The organism is Rhodococcus koreensis, assembly GCF_900105905.1.
GTDB lineage: Bacteria > Actinomycetota > Actinomycetes > Mycobacteriales > Mycobacteriaceae > Rhodococcus_F > Rhodococcus_F koreensis.
The window spans coordinates 6890654-6909913 of sequence record NZ_FNSV01000005.1; the positions used below are offsets into that span (position 1 = coordinate 6890654).

The 19260-nt window shown below is 69.9% G+C and carries 6 protein-coding genes; 5 read left to right on the forward strand and 1 reads right to left on the reverse strand.

The genetic code is table 11. The annotated features are described in order from the left end of the window. The first annotated feature begins 43 nt into the window (after positions 1-43). The 3 genes from BLV94_RS35905 to BLV94_RS35915 are packed head-to-tail and all read left to right on the forward strand — an operon-like array spanning position 44 to position 16819. Positions 44-4495, forward strand: a complete 4452-nt coding sequence (locus tag BLV94_RS35905) for a condensation domain-containing protein (RefSeq protein ID WP_072947159.1) — start codon at positions 44-46, stop codon at positions 4493-4495. Beyond that, positions 4492-5349: a 3-hydroxyacyl-CoA dehydrogenase family protein gene (locus BLV94_RS35910; RefSeq protein ID WP_072947114.1), complete on the forward strand. Its 858-nt coding sequence runs from the start codon at positions 4492-4494 to the stop codon at positions 5347-5349. Before BLV94_RS35905 ends, BLV94_RS35910 begins: the two co-directional genes overlap by 4 nt. Then, positions 5336-16819, forward strand: a complete 11484-nt coding sequence (locus BLV94_RS35915; protein WP_074933902.1) for a non-ribosomal peptide synthetase — start codon at positions 5336-5338, stop codon at positions 16817-16819. Before BLV94_RS35910 ends, BLV94_RS35915 begins: the two co-directional genes overlap by 14 nt. On the opposite strand, the gene BLV94_RS35920 is transcribed toward BLV94_RS35915, so the two are convergent. After that, positions 16775-17734, reverse strand: coding sequence for an alpha/beta hydrolase (locus BLV94_RS35920; RefSeq protein ID WP_072948524.1), 960 nt, complete (start codon positions 17732-17734; stop codon positions 16775-16777). The two genes, BLV94_RS35915 and BLV94_RS35920, sit on opposite strands and share 45 nt — an antisense overlap. Positions 17735-17826: 92 nt before the next feature. Between BLV94_RS35920 and BLV94_RS35925 the strand changes: the two genes are divergently transcribed. Beyond that, positions 17827-18168, forward strand: a complete 342-nt coding sequence (locus BLV94_RS35925; protein WP_072948522.1) for a YidH family protein — start codon at positions 17827-17829, stop codon at positions 18166-18168. A 55-nt stretch (positions 18169-18223) separates the two neighbouring features. After that, positions 18224-19231 carry a glucose-6-phosphate dehydrogenase (coenzyme-F420) gene (fgd, locus tag BLV94_RS35930; RefSeq protein WP_072948537.1) on the forward strand — a complete coding sequence of 336 codons (1008 nt, stop codon included), beginning with the start codon at positions 18224-18226 and terminating at the stop codon, positions 19229-19231. The last annotated feature ends 29 nt before the right edge of the window (positions 19232-19260 follow it).

A 19260-nucleotide genomic window follows, 5' to 3' on the forward strand; every position in this document is an offset into this window, starting at 1 on the left:
CAGCAGGGAGGAGGCAACCGTGATCATGCGACGTTCCACATCGGTGACCATGCGACATTCCACACCGGGTGACGACGACATCGCCGTGGTCGGCATCGCCGCGCGCTACCCCGAGGCCGCCAACCTGGCGGAATTCCGCGCCAACCTCGCGGCGGGCCGGGATTCGGTGCGTCCCCTGTCGCGGTCCCGGGCCGAGGCGACCGGGCTGGGCCCTCCGTCCCACTACCACCCGATGGGATTCGTCGAGGACATCTCCACGTTCGATTACTCCTACTTCACCCTGTCGAAACGGGAAGCGTCGCTGATCGATCCGCAGCAGCGGCTCGCGCTGGTCCTCGCGTATCAGGCGGTCGAGGACGCCGGCTACTCGGTGACCGATTTCCGGGACAGCGCGACCGCGGTGGTGTTCAGTGCCGCCGCGTCGACGTATCCGGCGATGTGGGCGGAACCGGGTGTGCTGAGCACCCTGGGCAACGTTCCGTTCGCCGTCCCTGCCCGGATCGCGTACCACCTCGGCCTCACCGGCCCCTGCTACGCCGTCGATTCGGGATGCAACGGATCGCTCATCGCGGTGCACCACGGCTGCCGGGAGCTGCGGTCGGGCGACGCCGACTTCGCCATCGCCGGCGGAGTGAGCCTGCGCGTGAACGGTATCCGCGCCGACATGGCGGAGGGATCCGCGGAACTGATGTCACCCGGTGGCCGCTGCCGCGCATTCGACGCCACCGCGGACGGCACCGCGGTCGGGGAGGGCGGGGCGGCGCTTCTGCTCACCACGATCGCCCGCGCCCGCGCCGACCGCCTCCCGGTCCACGCCGTGATCCGCGGCACCGCCACGATGTCCAGCGGCCATTCGTCCGCGACCATCAGCTCCCCGAGCGCCCGGGCGCAGGTGGCCGTCATCTCCCGGGCCTGGCAGAACGCGGGCCTCACCCCGGACGACGCCGGGTACCTGGAGGCGCACGGTTCGGGAACCCCGCTCGGCGACGCCGTCGAACTCGAAGGGATCGCGGCCGCTTTCCGGGACCGCCCGGGCGTCCTGCCGATCGGTTCGGTGAAGACCAACATCGGGCACCTCGACCACGCGGCCGGGGTGTCCGGGCTCGTGAAGGCGATCATGGCCGTCGAGCACGGCGAGCTGTACCCGTCGCTGCACTTCGAACACCCCACCGGCGGAGTCGATCTGGCCGGCAGCGGCATCGAGGTGGTCACCGGGGCCCGGACGTGGAGCGACGACACCGGGCCGCGGCGGGCGGGGGTGAGTTCGTTCAGCCTCGGCGGCATCAACGCGCACTGCGTGGTGGAACAGCCACCGGAGCGTGCCGTCACCGTCCGACCCGACACCGGCACCACGCGGCTGGTGGGGGTGTCGGCGAAGAGCGTGGGCGCGCTGGCGACGCTGTGCGCCGAACTGGCAACGGCCGTGCGCGCGTACGACCTCGACGACGTCGCCTTCACCCTCAACCGGGGCCGGCCGCACCACGACCACCGGGTGGCCGTGCAGGCACGCAGCATTGCCGAACTCTCGCGGTCGCTCGCCGTACGTGCCGCGGAACTCGGCGGCCGCGGCGAGAACCCCGCACCGGCCACTCGTCCACGCCCGGCCGTGGCGTTGCTGCTGTCACCCGACCGGATGCCTGCCGCGCTGCGCGGCCGCGACCTGCCGCCGGAGCTTCCCGCCACCGGCGACGAGGCGGACCTCCTCGCCGGGCAGATCGCCGTCCACCGGGAACTCCGCGCCGCCGGCGTCACCGTCGACGCAGTCCTCAGCGGCGGAGTGGCCCGCTACGCCGCCCGGTACCTGCGGGACCCACTGGCGGCGGTGGACGCCGCCGACCTCGCCGCCGCGGCCGCGAACCCCGCGTTCGACACGGACAGACTCGTCGCCGTAGCACAGGGAATGCTCGCCGACAGACCCGTCGTCTTCGTCGAGCCGAGCCCGGCGGGGCGCCTCGGCGCACTACTCGCCGACGCGCTCCGGGACGCCGACATACTTCGTGCGCCGGACACGTCCGACGCGGTCACGGACCTCCTCGCCGGTCTGTACGAGCGTGGAGTCGACCTCGACTGGACGGCCGTCGACGCGAGCGACGAGTCCGCCTGGCGCGTGCGCCTGCCCGGTCACCCGTTGCGCGGTTCACGGTGCTGGTTCGACCTTCCGGGCAGGCCCTACTGGACGGGCACACCCGACGTTCCTTCGGCGGAGCCGAACCCGGAACCGGTGACGGCGGCACCGGAGGACAGCCTCGACTGGCTGCAGACCACACTGCGCGAGCTGCTCCACACCGAGAGGGACGTCGACGCCGAGGACGACTACTTCGACCTCGGCGGAAACTCGCTCATCGGCATGCAACTCGTCGACCGGGTGTCGGACCGGTACGGGGTCCGGCCCAAACTCATCGACCTCTACGAGCGGCCGAAGGTGTCGGACTTCGCCGCCCTCCTGGCCGGCGGCACATCCGCGGCCGGCGGGCTGCCCCCGATCACACCGCGCGGGCGGCACGTGATGTCGTTCGGCCAGGTACGCATGTGGTTCCATCATCAGCTCGACGCCGCCACCACCATCTACAACCTCCCGATGGTCAGCGACCTGCACGGTCCGATCGACGAATCCGCCGTCCGTGGAATGTGGGACGACCTCGCCGCACGGCACCGGGTGCTGCTGTCCAATTACGTCGAGGTCGACGGGGAGCCGGAACTGCGGATTCGCGACTCCCTCGGCGATTTCTTCCGCACCGCCGACGTGTCGGGGGAACCGGATCCGGTGGCCGCGGCCCGGGCACTGGTGCACGAGGCCGCGGCGGCGCCGTTCGACCTGGCCACCGATCCGCTCGTGCGGGCACTGCTCATCAGGCTCGGCCCGGACGAGCACGTCCTGCAGGTCACCACCCACCACTCCGTCAACGACGGGGGTTCGCCGAGGATCTTCGAGCAGGAACTGCCCGCCCTGTACGCGGCCCGCCGCGCCGGTCGCCCCGCCGACCTCGCGCCGCTCCCCGTCCAGTACTGGGACTACGCCCTGTGGCAGCGGGAGCTGATCGCGAGCGCCGCGCTCGACGGCGAACTCGACTACTGGAAAACAGTGCTCGACGACGTTCCGCTGCTGCGGCTGCCCACCGACTTCCCGCGCCCGGAGCGGAAGAACTTCACCGGGGCGTTCCACACGTTCACCGTCTCCGAAGAACTGACCCGGAGCCTGCGGGACGTGGCGCGGCGGGAGTCCGTGTCGCTGTTCGTGGTGCTGCTGTCCGCGTTCTACCTCCTCATGGCGAGCCGCAGCCGCCAGCGCGACCTCGTGGTCGGGACGCCGACGACCGGACGCAACCGGCCGGAACTGTCCGGCATGATCGGGTACTTCAACAGCACGGTGGCCCTGCGCGCCGACCTGTCCGGGGAACCGAGCATCTCGGAACTGTGCGTACGGGTGCGGGACGTCGTGCTCGGTGCCCTCGAACACCAGGAGATCCCGTTCGACCGCGTCGTCACCGCACTCACCGGCGACCGCGACCTCAGCCGGACACCACTGTTCGACGTCTGCCACGTCCACCAGGAACTGCCGGCGCTGCAGTCGCAGCACGGACTCACCGAGACGCTGTTCGACCAGGACGACCCCGCCGCCATCGCGTTCGGCGGGGTGCCGTCCGGCACGGCCAAATTCGACCTCACCCTCGTCACCACGGAACGGGGCGGCGAGGACAACATGGCCGCGGGACTCGAGTTCAGCACGGAACTGTTCACCGAACAGACCGCCGCCGGGCTGTGCGACGAATACGTCCGCATCCTGGAGGGAATCGTGGGATCATCTCGCACGCAGACGATTTCGGTGTTCCTCGCAGACTCGTCACCGGCACCTGCGACTGCATCGCCTGTTCCGCTTTCGGTTGCGCCACCACTGGTCCCGGCCGACCGGCCCCGGCAGCCCGCCGACGGCGCCGTACCGCCGATCTATTCCGTGGCACGGGTGACGGCGACGCTCGACGGATACCCGGACCTCCCGGAACTGCTCGCCGCCTGGCTCACCCTGCTCGCCTGGTACACCGCGCAGGACGAGGTGGCGGTGGCCGCGCTCGCGCAGCCGGGGGCGACGCCGCGGATCGTGGCCGTGGACCTGTCCGCGGAACCCACCTACCCGGAACTGGTGGAGACCGTGCACCGCGAGTTGTCTTCGGACCGCGGCGCGGTAGACCCGGCGGCGCAGCACTTCCCGGTGCGCTGCGACGGCGAACGCGCAGGCGGCGACGTCCTGGCGGACCGGTCACCCGTCGAACTCGGGCTGTCGTGGACCCGCGGTCCATCGGCGCTCACCCTCCAACTCGACTACGCCACCGACCTGTTCGACGCGAGCACCGTCGGAGCGATGCTCACCGACCTCCGCCGGCTGCACGCCGGACTGGTGGCTCACCCCGACCTGCCCACCCAGGAGGTGGCGATGGAATACGTGCATCAGGACGACACCGGCTTCACCACCGGCTTCACCTCGGGGGCAGTGCGATGAGCGGAAATGCACTGAGCATCGGTGTGGTGGGGGCGGGAACCATGGGCGCCGGGGTGGCCGAAAGTCTGGCTCGGGCCGGCCACGACGTCACCGTCGTCGACTCCGACCAGCAGGCCGTCGAACAGGCCCGGTCCCGGATGCGCGACTCACTGCGGCTGGCGATACTCCTCGGCCGGGCCGGCGGTCCGAAACCCGCCGAGGTCACCGCGCGGGTGCACTGGACGGGGCAGCTCACCGATCTGTGCGACGTCGCCGTCGTCATCGAGTGCGTCCCCGAGCGAATCGACCTCAAGGAGAAGATATTCGCCGAACTCGACCGGGTCTGCGCACCCGACGCCCTCCTCGCGTCGTGCACGTCGGGCATCCCCGTCGACCGGCTCGCGGCGAGCACCACCAGGCCGGAACAGGTGGTCGGGCTGCATTTCATGAACCCGGCACCGCTCAAGGACACCGTCGAGGTGGTGCGGGGCCCGCGGACGTCGCCGCAGTCGCTGGACCGTGCGCTGGCTCTCCTCACCTCATTGGGAAAGACCGGCATCGTCGTCGGCGACGGCCCCGGATTCCTGCTGAACCGGGTCCTCATGCTCTGCATCGCCGAGGCGGCGGCCGCCGTCGGCGACGGCATCGCCGACGCGGAGACCACCGACGCATTGTTCGAAGGCTGCCTCGGCCACCCGATGGGACCGCTGCGGACCGCCGACCTGATCGGCCTGGACAACGTCCAGGACACGATGACCGCGCTACGCGAGCTGACCGGCGACGACCACTACCGCCCGCCCGCGACGCTCGTCGCCCTGGTCGAGGCCGGACACCTGGGGCGCAAGACCGGACGGGGATTCCATGAGTACCGGTGAGGTGCTGCCCCTCACCTACGACCAGATCGCGGTACTCCGCGCCCACCTCGCCGACAACACGTTCGGCCAGTACCTCGAACTCGAGGGCCCACTCGACGAAGACCGGTTCTGCCGCGCACTGCACCGGACACTGTCCGAATGCCATGGCCTGCATGCCACATTCGTCCTCGACGGCCCCGAGCCCGGACAGATCGCCGGAACCGCGGTCACCGGTCCCGACGTCCTCGACGTCACCGGCCCCGGACTGCTCGCCACGACGAAAATCGACCGGGAACTGGCCCGTCCGATGGACCCCGCCGCCGGGCCGCTGTACGTGCACGTCCTGTTCCGGCTACCGCACGGCCGATACGGCTGGTTCCAGCGCTACCACCGCCTGGTCAACGACGAGCCGGGCATGGCGGCGATCGTCCGCCGCACCGCCGAGGCCTATGAGTTGGGGGAGGCGGCCCCGACCGCGCCGCCGGAGACCCTGTCGTTCGCGGCGCCCATCATCCAGCTGACATCCGATGCCCGGTACCGCGAGAGCGACGCCTGGGCGGACGACCGGCACTACTGGGAGCAGTTGTCGGCCGGAGCGGCGCGACAGGAGATCCCACCCGGTCCGGAGGGCCAGCGCCGCGTCACCATTCCCGCCGACGGCACCCTCGTGCGGCTCGCGCGCCGCAGCGGCGGCGGCCCGGCAGCCGTCCTGCTCGCCGCGCTGGCGGTCTACGCCCACAGCCGCACCGGCATCGACGACGTGGTGATCGGACACCGGGAGCACGGCTCCACCACACCCGTGCGACTCACCCTCACACCGGATCTCACGTTCGACACACTGACCCGGCACGTGGGCCTGCAACTCCGCAGATCCCGCAGGCACCGGTTCCTCGCCTCCGAAGACGGTGTGGGAGAACCGTGGTCGGTGACGGGCGGAATGCGCGAACCCCTCGGTGTCGAGCGCATCGGGGAGAGTGCCGTCGCCGTCGTGCAGCGGTGGCACTGCGCCGGCAACGGAGCGTTCGTGGAACTCGAGGACCGGGACGGCACCTGGGTCGTCGACGTGCACGGCCCGGCCGACGCCCAGCAGTTCGCCCGAATCCTCACCGCCGCAGCCGCGGATCCGGGTGTGGGTTTGGGTGGGGTGGGTGTGTGGGGGTCGGGTGTGGGGTTGGTGTGTGGTGTGTCGGGTGTGGGGGTGCGGTTGTTGCCGGAGATTTTGGCGGGGGGTGTGGTGGCGGGTGGGGGTGGGGTGGCGGTGTCGTGTGGGGGTGTGGAGTTGTCGTATGGGGAGTTGGATGGGTGGTCGAATCGGTTGGCGCGGGTGTTGATTGGTTGTGGGGTGGGTCCGGAGGTGGTGGTGGGGGTGGTGGTGCCGCGGTCGGTGGAGTTGGTGGTGGCGGTGTGGGCGGTGGTGAAGTCGGGGGGTGTGTTTGTGCCGGTGGATGTGGGGTTGCCGGTGGGGCGGGTGCGGGAGGTGTTGGTGGATTCGGGTGCGGTGGTGGGGTTGTCGGTGTCGGGGGTGGTGGTGCCGGGGGTGGTGGAGTGGTTGCGGGTTGATGATGTGTCGGTGGTGGAGGGGGTGTCGGATGGGGCGGTGTCGGAGGGGGAGCGGTTGGGTGGGTTGGGGGTGGGGAATGCGGCGTATGTGATGTATACGTCGGGGTCGACGGGGCGTCCGAAGGGGGTGGTGGTGTCGCATGGGGGGTTGGCGAATTTGGTGGAGGAGGTGCGGGTTCGGTTTGGGTTGTGGTCGGGGTGTCGGGTGTCGCATGTGGCGTCGCCGGGTTTTGATGCGGCGGTGTACGAGTGGTTGATGGCGTTTTCGGTGGGGGCGTGTTTGGTGGTGGCGCCGCCGGGGGTGTTCGGGGGTGCGGTGTTGGGGGAGTGGTTGGAGGTGGAGGGGGTGTCGCATTGTTTTGTGACGCCGTCGGTGTTGGGTTCGGTGGAGGGGTCGTTGGGGTCGGTGCGGGTGTTGGTGGTGGCGGGGGAGGTGTGTGGTCCGGAGTTGGTGGAGCGGTGGGGTGTGGGTCGGGAGTTGTTCGATGCGTATGGGCCGACCGAGGTGACGGTGCAGGCGACGGTGAGTGGTGCGTTGGTGCCGGGGGGTGTGGTGACGGTGGGTGGTCCGGGGGTGGGTGTTGAGGTGGTGGTGTTGGATTCGTGGTTGCGGCCGGTGCCGGTGGGGGTGGTGGGGGAGTTGTATGTGGGGGGTGTGGGGTTGGCGCGGGGGTATCACGGGTTGGTGGGGTTGACGGCGGCGTCGTTTGTGGCGAGTCCGTTTGGGGTGGGGGCGCGGTTGTATCGGACGGGGGATTTGGTGCGGTGGGATGGGTTGGGGTCGTTGGTGTTTGTGGGGCGGGCTGATTTTCAGGTGAAGGTGCGGGGGCAGCGGGTGGAGTTGGGGGAGGTGGAGTCGGTGTTGGTGTCGTGTCCGGGGGTGGGTGCGGCTGTGGTGGTGGTGGGTTCGGGTGGTGGGTTGGTGGGGTATGTGGTGCCGGAGGTGGGGGTTCGGGTGGATTCGGGTGCGGTGGTGGAGTTTGCGGGGTCGGTGTTGCCGGGGTTCATGGTGCCGTCGGTGGTGGTGGTGTTGGGGGAGTTGCCGGTGACGGCGTCGGGGAAGGTGGATCGTGCCGCACTACCCGCACCGGACATGGCCCCGCGCGGGCCGGACCGCGCCCCACGGAGTGCGGCGGAAGAAACACTGGCGTCCGTGTTCGCCGAAGTACTCGGCGTCGAGAAAGTGGGATTCGACGAGTCGTTCTTCGCGCTGGGCGGCGACAGCATTCTGTCCATCCGCCTCGTGTCACGCGCCAAGGCTCGAGGATTGGTGTTCACCCCGCAGCAGGTGTTCGAGCACCGGACGGTGGCGGCGCTCGCAGCGGAATCGGAGATCGCGGACCGTGAAACCACGGTCGCCCTTGCCGAACTCGCGGGCGGTGGAATCGGCACCTTCCCGCCCACCCCGGTGGTCCGGTACCTGATCGAGCGGGGTGGACACTACGAGAGGTTCAGCCAGAGCGTGCTGCTGGACCTCCCGCGCACTGTGGACGCGGACCGGCTCCTCGCGACCGTCACCGCGGTGCTCGCGCGCCACGACATGCTGCGGTCGCGGCTGTATCGGGACGCGAACGGGCAGTGGCAGATGGAGACTCGCGCCGCGGCCGACGTCGACGCCGCGTCACTGCTGCGGCGGGTCGTCTTCGATCCGGCCACCGATCCCGGCCTGTCAGCAGACCTGATCGCGACCGAGCACCAGGCCGCCGTGGAGCGACTGCGCCCGTCCGACGGGGTGGTCGCCCAGTTCGTGTGGCTCGACCCCGCGCCGGCCGCCGCAACCCCGGGCCGGTCGGGGCGATTGATCGTGGTCGCACACCACCTCGCGGTCGACGGGGTGTCGTGGCGGATTCTGCTGCCCGACTTCGTGGCCGCCTGGCATCAGGTGAGCGCCGGGAGCGTGCCGACGCTCCCGGAACCGGCGACGTCGATGCGCCGGTGGGCGCACGCGCTGGCGGAGGAAGCCGTCCGGAGCGAGCGAATCGCCGAACTGCGGTGGTGGCAGAACGTCGTCGGGGGACCGGACCCGCTGATCACCGACCGCCCCCTCGACCCGGGCGTGGACGTCGCGACCGCCCTGCAGGACGTGAGTGTCGAGACCTCCCTCGACGACACGTCCGTGCTGCTCACCCGCCTACCGGACCTCTATCGCGGAGGCGCCCTAGACATTCTGCTGACGGCGCTGGTGGTGGCGTCGTCGAGGTGGCGAGCCGAACGGGGGATCCCGGGAACGTCGACGCTGATCCGATTGGAAGGGCACGGCCGGGAGCAGCAGATGGTGCCGGGCGCCGACCTGTCCCGCACCGTCGGCTGGTTCACGACGGTCTTCCCGGTCCGCGTCGAACTCCGCGGCATCGACCTCGACGACGCGCTCGCCGGCGGCCCCGACCTGGGCAGCGCACTGAAACGGGTGAAGGAACACCTCCGGGCGGTGCCGGACATGGGCATCGGCTACGGACTGCTCCGGTACCTGAACCCGGACACCGCGGGCAGCCTGCCGGACCCTGAACCGGGGCAGATCAGTTTCAACTACCTCGGCCAGGTCCCGGATCCGGCGGTCGGCGACACCGAGGCCGGTTGGACCCCCGCCGACGGGTTCGGCGACCTCCGGTACGTCCCGGACTTGGACATGCCGGCGTCGGCCGCCGTCGAGATCAACGCGATCGTCATCGGCGGACGGCTCCGGGTCGGTTTCGGTTTCCCCGACACCCTGCTCGCGCGCGCCGAGGTGGAGAGGCTGGCGGCGCGGTGGCGGGAGGCGCTGTCCGCATTGGTGTCCCACGCACGCAGCGGGATCGCCGGTGGGCTCACGCCCTCGGACGTTCCGCTCGTCGACGTCACCCAGGACGACCTCGAGACGTGGGAAGAACACTTCGGCGCGCTGACCGACGTGTGGCCGCCCACCCCGCTGCAGGCCGGGTTGCTGTTCCACGCCCTGCTCGCGAAACCGTCGATCGACGCCTACACGGTGCAGGTGGAACTGCACCTGAAGGGCGCCGTCGACCCGGACCGGATGCGCCGGGCTGCGGCGGCTCTACTGGAGCGGCACGCGAATCTGCGGGTGGCGTTCGTCCCCGCGCGGGACGGCACGTTCGTGCAGGTGGTGCCCGCGACCGTCGACGTGCCGTTCCGCGCACTCGACCTCACCGGCCTGCCGGAGGCCGAGCGGACCATCGAACTGGAGCGCGTCCTCGCCGCCGACCGGGCCGCGCCGTTCGACACGTCCCGGGCCCCGCTGCTGCGGTTCCTGCTCGTGTACACCGGCAGCCGGGAATCGCGGCTCGTGTGGACCAACCACCACACCCTCCTGGACGGATGGTCGATGCCGCTCGCGATCCGCGAACTGCTCGCGCTCTATGTGGCCGGGGACGCCGATGCGTCGGCGTTGCCGCGGCCCCGGCCCTATCGGGACTTCCTGTCGTGGCTGCACCGCCGGGACCCGGCCGAATCGCGGGAGGCCTGGGCGACCGCACTCGCCGGCATCGACGGTCCGACACTGCTCCTGCCCGACGCACGGGGGCGGCAGCTGTCGGCTCCCCCCGAGAGCACCCAGTACACGGTGTCCGAGGAACTGACCGCCGACCTCACGACCCTCACGCGGACCCGCAACACGACCCTGAACACGGTCACGCAGGTGGCGTGGGCCATCGTGCTGGGCACCGCGACATCCCGCGACGACGTGACGTTCGGGAGCACCGTGTCCGGGCGGTCGCCGCACCTGCCCGGGGTGGAGTCGATGATCGGGCTGTTCGTCAACACCGTACCCACCCGCATCACCCTCGACCCCCGGGAGACCCTGGGTGCGCTGCTCGACCGGACGCAAGCGGAACAGGCAGCGCTCCTCGACCACCATCACCTCGGCCTCGCCGACATCCAGCGCGCGGTCGGCGCCGACATCGGGTTCGACACCGCGACCGTCTTCGAGTCGTACCCGATCGACCGCGGAGGCCTCACCGAGGACACCGACCTCGCCGGAATCCGGGTGGTCGACGTGCGCGGCGTCGACGCCACGCACTACCCGCTGAGCGTCGCCTTCTCCGTGGACACCCGGTTGCGCATGACATTCCACTACCGGCCCGACCTGATCGACCGGGCCACCGTCGGCTCGATCGCGGGACAGGTCACCCGCGTGCTCGAGGCGATGGCGTCGGATCCGGGTGTGGGTGTGGGTGGGGTGGGTGTGTGGGGGTCGGGTGTGGGGTTGGTGTGTGGTGTGTCGGGTGTGGGGGTGCGGTTGTTGCCGGAGATTTTGGCGGGGGGTGTGGTGGCGGGTGGGGGTGGGGTGGCGGTGTCGTGTGGGGGTGTGGAGTTGTCGTATGGGGAGTTGGATGGGTGGTCGAATCGGTTGGCGCGGGTGTTGATTGGTTGTGGGGTGGGTCCGGAGGTGGTGGTGGGGGTGGTGGTGCCGCGGTCGGTGGAGTTGGTGGTGGCGGTGTGGGCGGTGGTGAAGTCGGGGGGTGTGTTTGTGCCGGTGGATGTGGGGTTGCCGGTGGGGCGGGTGCGGGAGGTGTTGGTGGATTCGGGTGCGGTGGTGGGGTTGTCGGTGTCGGGGGTGGTGGTGCCGGGGGTGGTGGAGTGGTTGCGGGTTGATGATGTGTCGGTGGTGGAGGGGGTGTCGGATGGGGCGGTGTCGGAGGGGGAGCGGTTGGGTGGGTTGGGGGTGGGGAATGCGGCGTATGTGATGTATACGTCGGGGTCGACGGGGCGTCCGAAGGGGGTGGTGGTGTCGCATGGGGGGTTGGCGAATTTGGTGGAGGAGGTGCGGGTTCGGTTTGGGTTGTGGTCGGGGTGTCGGGTGTCGCATGTGGCGTCGCCGGGTTTTGATGCGGCGGTGTACGAGTGGTTGATGGCGTTTTCGGTGGGGGCGTGTTTGGTGGTGGCGCCGCCGGGGGTGTTCGGGGGTGCGGTGTTGGGGGAGTGGTTGGAGGTGGAGGGGGTGTCGCATTGTTTTGTGACGCCGTCGGTGTTGGGTTCGGTGGAGGGGTCGTTGGGGTCGGTGCGGGTGTTGGTGGTGGCGGGGGAGGTGTGTGGTCCGGAGTTGGTGGAGCGGTGGGGTGTGGGTCGGGAGTTGTTCGATGCGTATGGGCCGACCGAGGTGACGGTGCAGGCGACGGTGAGTGGTGCGTTGGTGCCGGGGGGTGTGGTGACGGTGGGTGGTCCGGGGGTGGGTGTTGAGGTGGTGGTGTTGGATTCGTGGTTGCGGCCGGTGCCGGTGGGGGTGGTGGGGGAGTTGTATGTGGGGGGTGTGGGGTTGGCGCGGGGGTATCACGGGTTGGTGGGGTTGACGGCGGCGTCGTTTGTGGCGAGTCCGTTTGGGGTGGGGGCGCGGTTGTATCGGACGGGGGATTTGGTGCGGTGGGATGGGTTGGGGTCGTTGGTGTTTGTGGGGCGGGCTGATTTTCAGGTGAAGGTGCGGGGGCAGCGGGTGGAGTTGGGGGAGGTGGAGTCGGTGTTGGTGTCGTGTCCGGGGGTGGGTGCGGCTGTGGTGGTGGTGGGTTCGGGTGGTGGGTTGGTGGGGTATGTGGTGCCGGAGGTGGGGGTTCGGGTGGATTCGGGTGCGGTGGTGGAGTTTGCGGGGTCGGTGTTGCCGGGGTTCATGGTGCCGTCGGTGGTGGTGGTGTTGGGGGAGTTGCCGGTGACGGCGTCGGGGAAGGTGGACCGTGCCGCACTACCCGCACCCGAGGCTCCGGTGCGGATGTTCCGGGCGCCGGCCACGCCGTTCGAGGCCGTCGTCGCCGACGTGTTCGGTGAGGTCCTCGGCGTCGACCGCGTCGGGGCCGAAGACCACTTCTTCCGTCTGGGGGGAGATTCGCTGTCCGCCACCCGTGTGGTCGCCCGCGTCGACGCGGCTCTCGGCGTCGACGTCGGCGTGCACGCCCTGTTCGAGGCGCCGACCGTGGCGGAGTTCGCGGAACGCGCGGCGAAGGCCGGTGCGCCGACACACCGGCCGGAACTGCGGGCGGAGCCGCGGCCCGCGCGAATTCCGCTGTCCCTGGCCCAGACCCGCATGTGGTTCCTCAACCAGTTCGACACCGCGTCGCCCGCCTACAACATCGCCATGGCGTTCCGCCTCACCGGCGCACTCGACCTCGACGCCCTGCGCGCCGCGGTATCCGACGTGGTGCGACGCCACGAGACGCTCCGCACCCGGTTCCCGATGGCCGGCGAAGAACCGGTGCAGGTGATCGTGCCCGCCGCCGATGCGGTTCCGGACCTGCCCGTCACCGCGGTGTCCAGCGAGGCGGAGTTGCGGGAGCTGCTGTCGGCGGCGGTCGCGCAGGGATTCGACGTCACGGAACAGATTCCGTTGCGGGCAGCCGTGTTCGAGACCTCCGGCACCGACCGGACGCTCCTGGTGGTGGTCCATCACATCGTCGCGGACGGAGTGTCGATGGTCCCGCTCGCGCGCGACGTGACGACGGCCTACACCGCCCGGGCGGCCGGGCACGCCCCCGACTGGCCACCGACCACGGTCCAGTACGCCGATTTCACGCTCTGGCAGCGCCGCCTCCTCGGCTCGGAAGACGATCCGCAGTCGCTGGTGTCGCAGCAACTGGACTACTGGCGCAGCACACTGGCCGGGCTCCCCGCCGCGCTGGACCTGCCCGCCGACCGTCCGCGGTCGCTGCAACGCACACCGGACGGGAGCAGGGTCGGGTTCGAGATCGACGCCGACCTCCATCGCCGGCTGCTGGCGACGGCGTCCATGCACCAGTCGACGGTGTTCATGGTCGCGCACGCCGCCCTGGCCGCGTTCCTCGCGAGAATGTCGGGCACCGGGGACATCGCCGTCGGCACCCCCGTCGCCGGACGCGGCGAGGCCGCACTCGACGACGTCGTCGGAATGTTCGTCAACACCGTCGTCCTGCGGACCGTCGTGTCCGACGCGGACCGGTTCTCCGACCTGCTCGACCAGGTACGCGACGTCGACCTCGGTGCGTACGCGCACGCGGAGGTGCCGTTCGAGAAGGTCGTGGAAGCACTCGATCCGCCCCGCTCCACGGCGCATTCACCGCTGTTCCAGGTGCTGCTCGAATTCCAGAACGTCGAGCGCCCCGACCTCTCGCTGCCGGGCGTCGAGGTGCGCGGCATCGACCTCGGTGCCACGATCGCCCGGTTCGACCTGCAGCTGACACTGGCCGAGGAGTACACGGACGACGGAACGCCGGCCGGCATCACCGCCGGTTTCGCCTACGCCACTGACCTTTTCGATGCCGAGACCGTCGCAGGCCTGGCCGACCGGTTCGTCCGGATGCTCGATGCGGCCGTATCCGATTCGTCGATCCGGGTCGGCGACCTCGAGATCCTCGACGCCCTCGAACGGGACGAACTCGTACCGATGCGCGGCTTCCCCGCGGTCGCGGAACGCCTGCTCCCGGACGTCCTCACCGCGGGCGCCGCGCTCGCACCGGGCGCGACCGCGGTGTCGTGCGAAGGCGTCACGCTGTCGTACCGGGAACTCGACGAGCAGTCGAACCGGCTGGCCAGGGCGCTGATCGACCGCGGCGCCGGTCCGGACGCCTTCGTCGCGATCGGCGTGCCCCGGTCGATCGACTGGGTGCTGTCGGTGTGGGCGGTCGCGAAATCGGGGGCCGCCTACGTGCCGGTGGACCCGGCGCTGCCGCCCGCGCGCACCGGCGGCATGCTCGAAGATTCGGGTGCGATGCACGGACTGACGGTGACCGCGCACCGCGACCGGCTGCCCGGGGTCGTGCCGTGGCTGCTGCTCGACGATCCCGACGTCGTGGACGGGTACTCCGGCGACGCGGTGACCGACGCCGACCGTCTGCGTCCGCTGAGAGTCGAGCACGCCGCGTTCCTGCTCTACACGTCGGGTTCGACGGGAACACCGAAGGGCGTCGTGCTCACACACGGCGGCATCGCGAATCTCGCTGTCGAGGAACGGGAACGGTTCGCATCGATGCACGGGGCGCGGGTGTCGCACCTGGCGTCGCCGAGCTTCGACGCGTCCCTGTTCGAACTGCTGATGGCGTTCGCCGTCGGCGCGACGCTGGTGGTCGTGCCACCGACGGTGCTCGGGGGACGGGAACTGGCCGAACTCCTCGCGAGCGAGCGCGTCTCGCACGCGTTCTTCACCCCGACCATCCTCGACACCCTCCGCCCCGAGGATCTGCCGTCACTGCGGATTCTCGCCGTCGCGGGCGAACGGTTCCCACCCGAGATCGCCGACCGCTGGACCCCGGGACGGTTCGTCTTCAACGGATACGGACCCACCGAGGCGACTGTGCAGACCACGATCAGCGAGGTCCTGTCGCCCGACGAATCGGTGAACGTCGGCGGTCCGGGGCGGGGCGTCGACGTCATCGTGGCCAACACCTGGTTGCAGCCCGTCCCGGTGGGCGTGATCGGAGAACTGTACGTCGCGGGACCGGGGCTGGCGCGCGGCTACCACCGGCGTGCGGCGCTCACGGGTGCGTCCTTCGTCGCGAACCCGTTCGGCGAACCGGGCTCCCGCATGTACCGCACCGGCGACCTCGTACGGTGGACCGAGATCGGACGGCTGGAGTATGTGGGACGCAACGACTTCCAGGTGAAGATCCGCGGACAGCGGGTGGAGCTCGGCGAGATCGAATCGGTGCTGTCCCGCTGCGACGGCGTCGGCCGGGCGGCGGTCGCCGTGCACAGCGGCACCGGCGACCGGCTGGTGGGATACGTGACGGCGGAGCCCGGCGCGAGCATCGACACCGCCGAGGTGCTCCGGTACGCCGGGTCGCATCTCGCGCCGTACATGGTGCCCACCCAGCTGGTGGTCCTCGACCGGCTGCCCGTCGGCCGCACCGGCAAGCTGGACCGCCGGGCGCTCCCCGCCCCCGTGCTCGCGCCCCGGGAGTTCCGGGCACCCGCCACCCCGGTGGAGGAGGCCGTCGCGGAGGTCTTCGCCGACGTCCTCGGCATCGACCGCGTCGGGGCCGACGACGACTTCTTCGAACTCGGCGGCAACTCGCTCGTCGCGACCCGGGTGGCGTCCGCGCTCCGGGACCGGCTCGGCACCGACGTCGTCCTGCAGTGGATCTTCCGCAACCCGACCCCGGAGGGCCTCGCCCGCCGGATCGTCGACCCGTCGGTGCTCGGAAGCATGCCGGCCGACGACGTGCTGAACGTCGTCGTCCCGCTCCGGGCGTCCGGCGCGCAACCCGCCCTCTTCTGTGTGCACCCGGCGGGCGGACTCGCGCTGGGCTACGCCGGACTGATCGGGCACCTCTCGCCCGACCGTCCGGTGTACGGGCTGCAACTGCCGATCCTCAGCGGCGGAACGACGTTCGAGTCGATGGAACAACTCGCTCACCGGTACGTGGTCGAGATGCGTGCCGTCCAGCCCCGGGGGCCGTACCACCTGCTCGGCTGGTCGCTCGGCGGTGTCATCGCCCAGGCGATTGCCGTCGAACTCCGTGAGTCGGGCGCCGAGGTCGGCACCCTCGCGATGATGGACAGCTACGTCGCGGAGGGCGAAAACTTCGGTGACCTCGAAGTGAACGCCGAGGAGTGGCTGCACGGGCTGGGCGTCGAATTCGAGGGCAGCGACGACGCCGGCACGTCGTACCGCGAGCAACTGCTCGAGATGCTCGGACGCTCGTTCGGCCGGGACCCCGCGTTCGCGTCGACCCTCCTCGCTCGCATCAGCACCGGGCTGGAGAACTCGAAGCAGATCTCCACCGGACACCGCCCGCGCGTGTTCGACGGCGACCTGCTGTTCTTCAGCGCCGCGCAATCCGCCGAAGGGGAAGAAGGCGAACGGCCGTCGCCGGGCGTCTGGCAGCCCGCGATCACCGGTGTCATCGTCGAGAACAAGGTGGACTGCGACCATCTGCGGATGACCACACCGCAAGCCCTCGCGGTGATCGGACCGATCCTGGAGAACTCCCTGGGGTCAGGCCCCGATCGCTCTGCCGATGACGGGCCAGGACTCCCGTAGCTCCGTCTCGAACAGCCCCCACGAATGGGTGCCCTGCGAGAGATACGCGAACGTCGCCGGAATCCCCAGCGAGTGCAATCGCGACTGGAACGCGACCGCACACACGTTGGTCACCATCTCGACCGCGCTGCCGCCGATCGTCTGCGGCACCACCAGCACCGGGTCGTGGTTGTCGATGCCGCCCGGAAGTCCGTTGCCGCTCGAGACGAACAACTCTGTGCCGCGCAGACGTTCGGCGTTCACCATCGGATCGTGCACCCGCCACTGTGGGTCCACAGCAGAGCCCCACATGTTGGTCGCGTTGCCGCCGCCCCGCAATTCCACCATCGACCGCACCATCGCCTGGCCGAGCAGTCCACTCGTCGCGGCGCAACCGCTGTACGAGCCGACGGCCCGGTAGAACCCCGGAGCCTGGACCGCGAGGTCGAGCACCGCGCCGCCAGCCATCGACACCCCGCCGATGGCGTTCGCCCCGGTGGTCGCGAACCGGCCGTCGATCGCGGCGGGAAGTTCGCTCGTCAGGTACGTCTGCCACTTGTTCCTGCCGAGGACCGGGTCGTCGGCATCCCAGTCGGTGTACATGCTGTACTGCCCGCCGATCGGCATTACCACGTTGACGTGCTTGTCGGCGAAGAAGTCCCGCACACCGGTGTTGTTGAACCACGAGATCCCATCCGAGCCGCCGCCGATGCCGGTGAGGAGGTAGAACGTGGGCGCCGGACCTGCCGACGCCGGAGAGATCACGTCGTTGGCCACCCACCGGCCCATCGACTCCGAATAGACGTCCACCCTGGTGATGCGCGGCTCCGCCGAAGCAGGCGACGGTCCGAGCGCCGCCCACGCGGAGAAGACCAGCAGCATCACCGCCGCAACACGCAGAGAGATCGCGGATCGCAGAGCTTCGAACGGTCGCATGGACGCCCCCTGGCTGTGGCCTGCCCTTCCAATCTAGGACTGCGGGGTACCTGCTTGGTGCGGTTCCCGTGAACCGGTGTAAAGATGATTCGGTGACCGACAACGACCGGCCCGACGAACGTTTCACGCTCGCAAGCGAGCGGACGTTCCTCGCCTGGATGCGGAGTTCACTCGCACTCCTGGCCGGTGGCATCGCGATGATCCACCTGGTCCCCGAATTCAGCACCGGATGGGTGCGGACGACCCTAGGACTGATCCTGATCGGCCTCGCCGCCGCCGCGGCCCTCGTCGGGATGCGGCGGTGGTCGCAGGTCGAGAGGGCGCTGCGCGACGGCGCACCGATGCCGCCGCCCCACGAGTTGTGGTTGTTCGCGGTGACCCTGACGGTGGTGGCACTGGGAGCGGCGCTCGCCAGCCTGGTGGCCGCGCTCTAACCTGCAGAAGAGGTTTGCATCTCGCGAACCGGACGTGAAGACGAAGGAGTACACGGTGGCCCACGAACTCAAGCTCGGTTACAAGGCGTCCGCGGAACAGTTCGGTCCGCGGGAGTTGGTGGAGCTGGGTGTGCTGGCGGAGCGGCACGGCATGGATTCGGCGACGGTGTCGGATCATTTCCAGCCGTGGCGGCACGAGGGTGGTCATGCGCCGTTCTCGCTGGCGTGGATGACGGCAGTGGGGGAGCGGACGGAGCGGTTGCAGTTGGGGACGTCGGTGATGACGCCGACGTTCCGGTACAACCCGGCGGTGGTGGCGCAGGCGTTCGCGACGATGGGTTGTCTGTATCCGGGGCGGATCATGCTCGGTGTCGGTACCGGCGAGGCGCTGAATGAGATCGCGACCGGTTTTGCCGGGGAGTGGCCGGAGTTCAAGGAGCGGTTCGCGCGGCTGCGGGAGGCGGTCCGGTTGATGCGGGAGCTCTGGCTCGGTGACCGGGTCGATTTCGAGGGTGACTACTTCTCCACGAAGGGGGCGTCGATCTACGACGTGCCCGAGGGCGGGATTCCGGTGTACATCGCTGCGGGTGGTCCGGTGGTGGCCCGGTACGCCGGTCGCAGTGGTAACGGGTTCATCTGCACGTCGGGCAAGGGCATGGAGTTGTACACGGAGAAGTTGATGCCGGCGGTCGCGGAGGGGGCGGCCAAGGCCGAGCGGGATGTCGCGGAGATCGACAAGATGATCGAGATCAAGATTTCGTACGACACGGATCCGGAGTTGGCGCTCGAAAACACGCGGTTCTGGGCGCCGTTGTCGTTGACGCCGGAGCAGAAGCATTCGATCGAGGATCCGATCGAGATGGAGAAGGCGGCGGATGCGTTGCCGATCGAGCAGGTGGCGAAGCGGTGGATCGTGGCGTCGGATCCGGACGAGGCGGTGGCGCAGATCCGCCCGTACCTCGACGCCGGGTTGAACCACCTCGTGTTCCACGCCCCCGGGCACGATCAGAAGCGGTTCCTGGAACTCTTCGAGCGCGATCTCGCGCCCCGGCTGCGGGGGTAGGCGGCTCCGCCGCCCGTGCGTGGTTGACG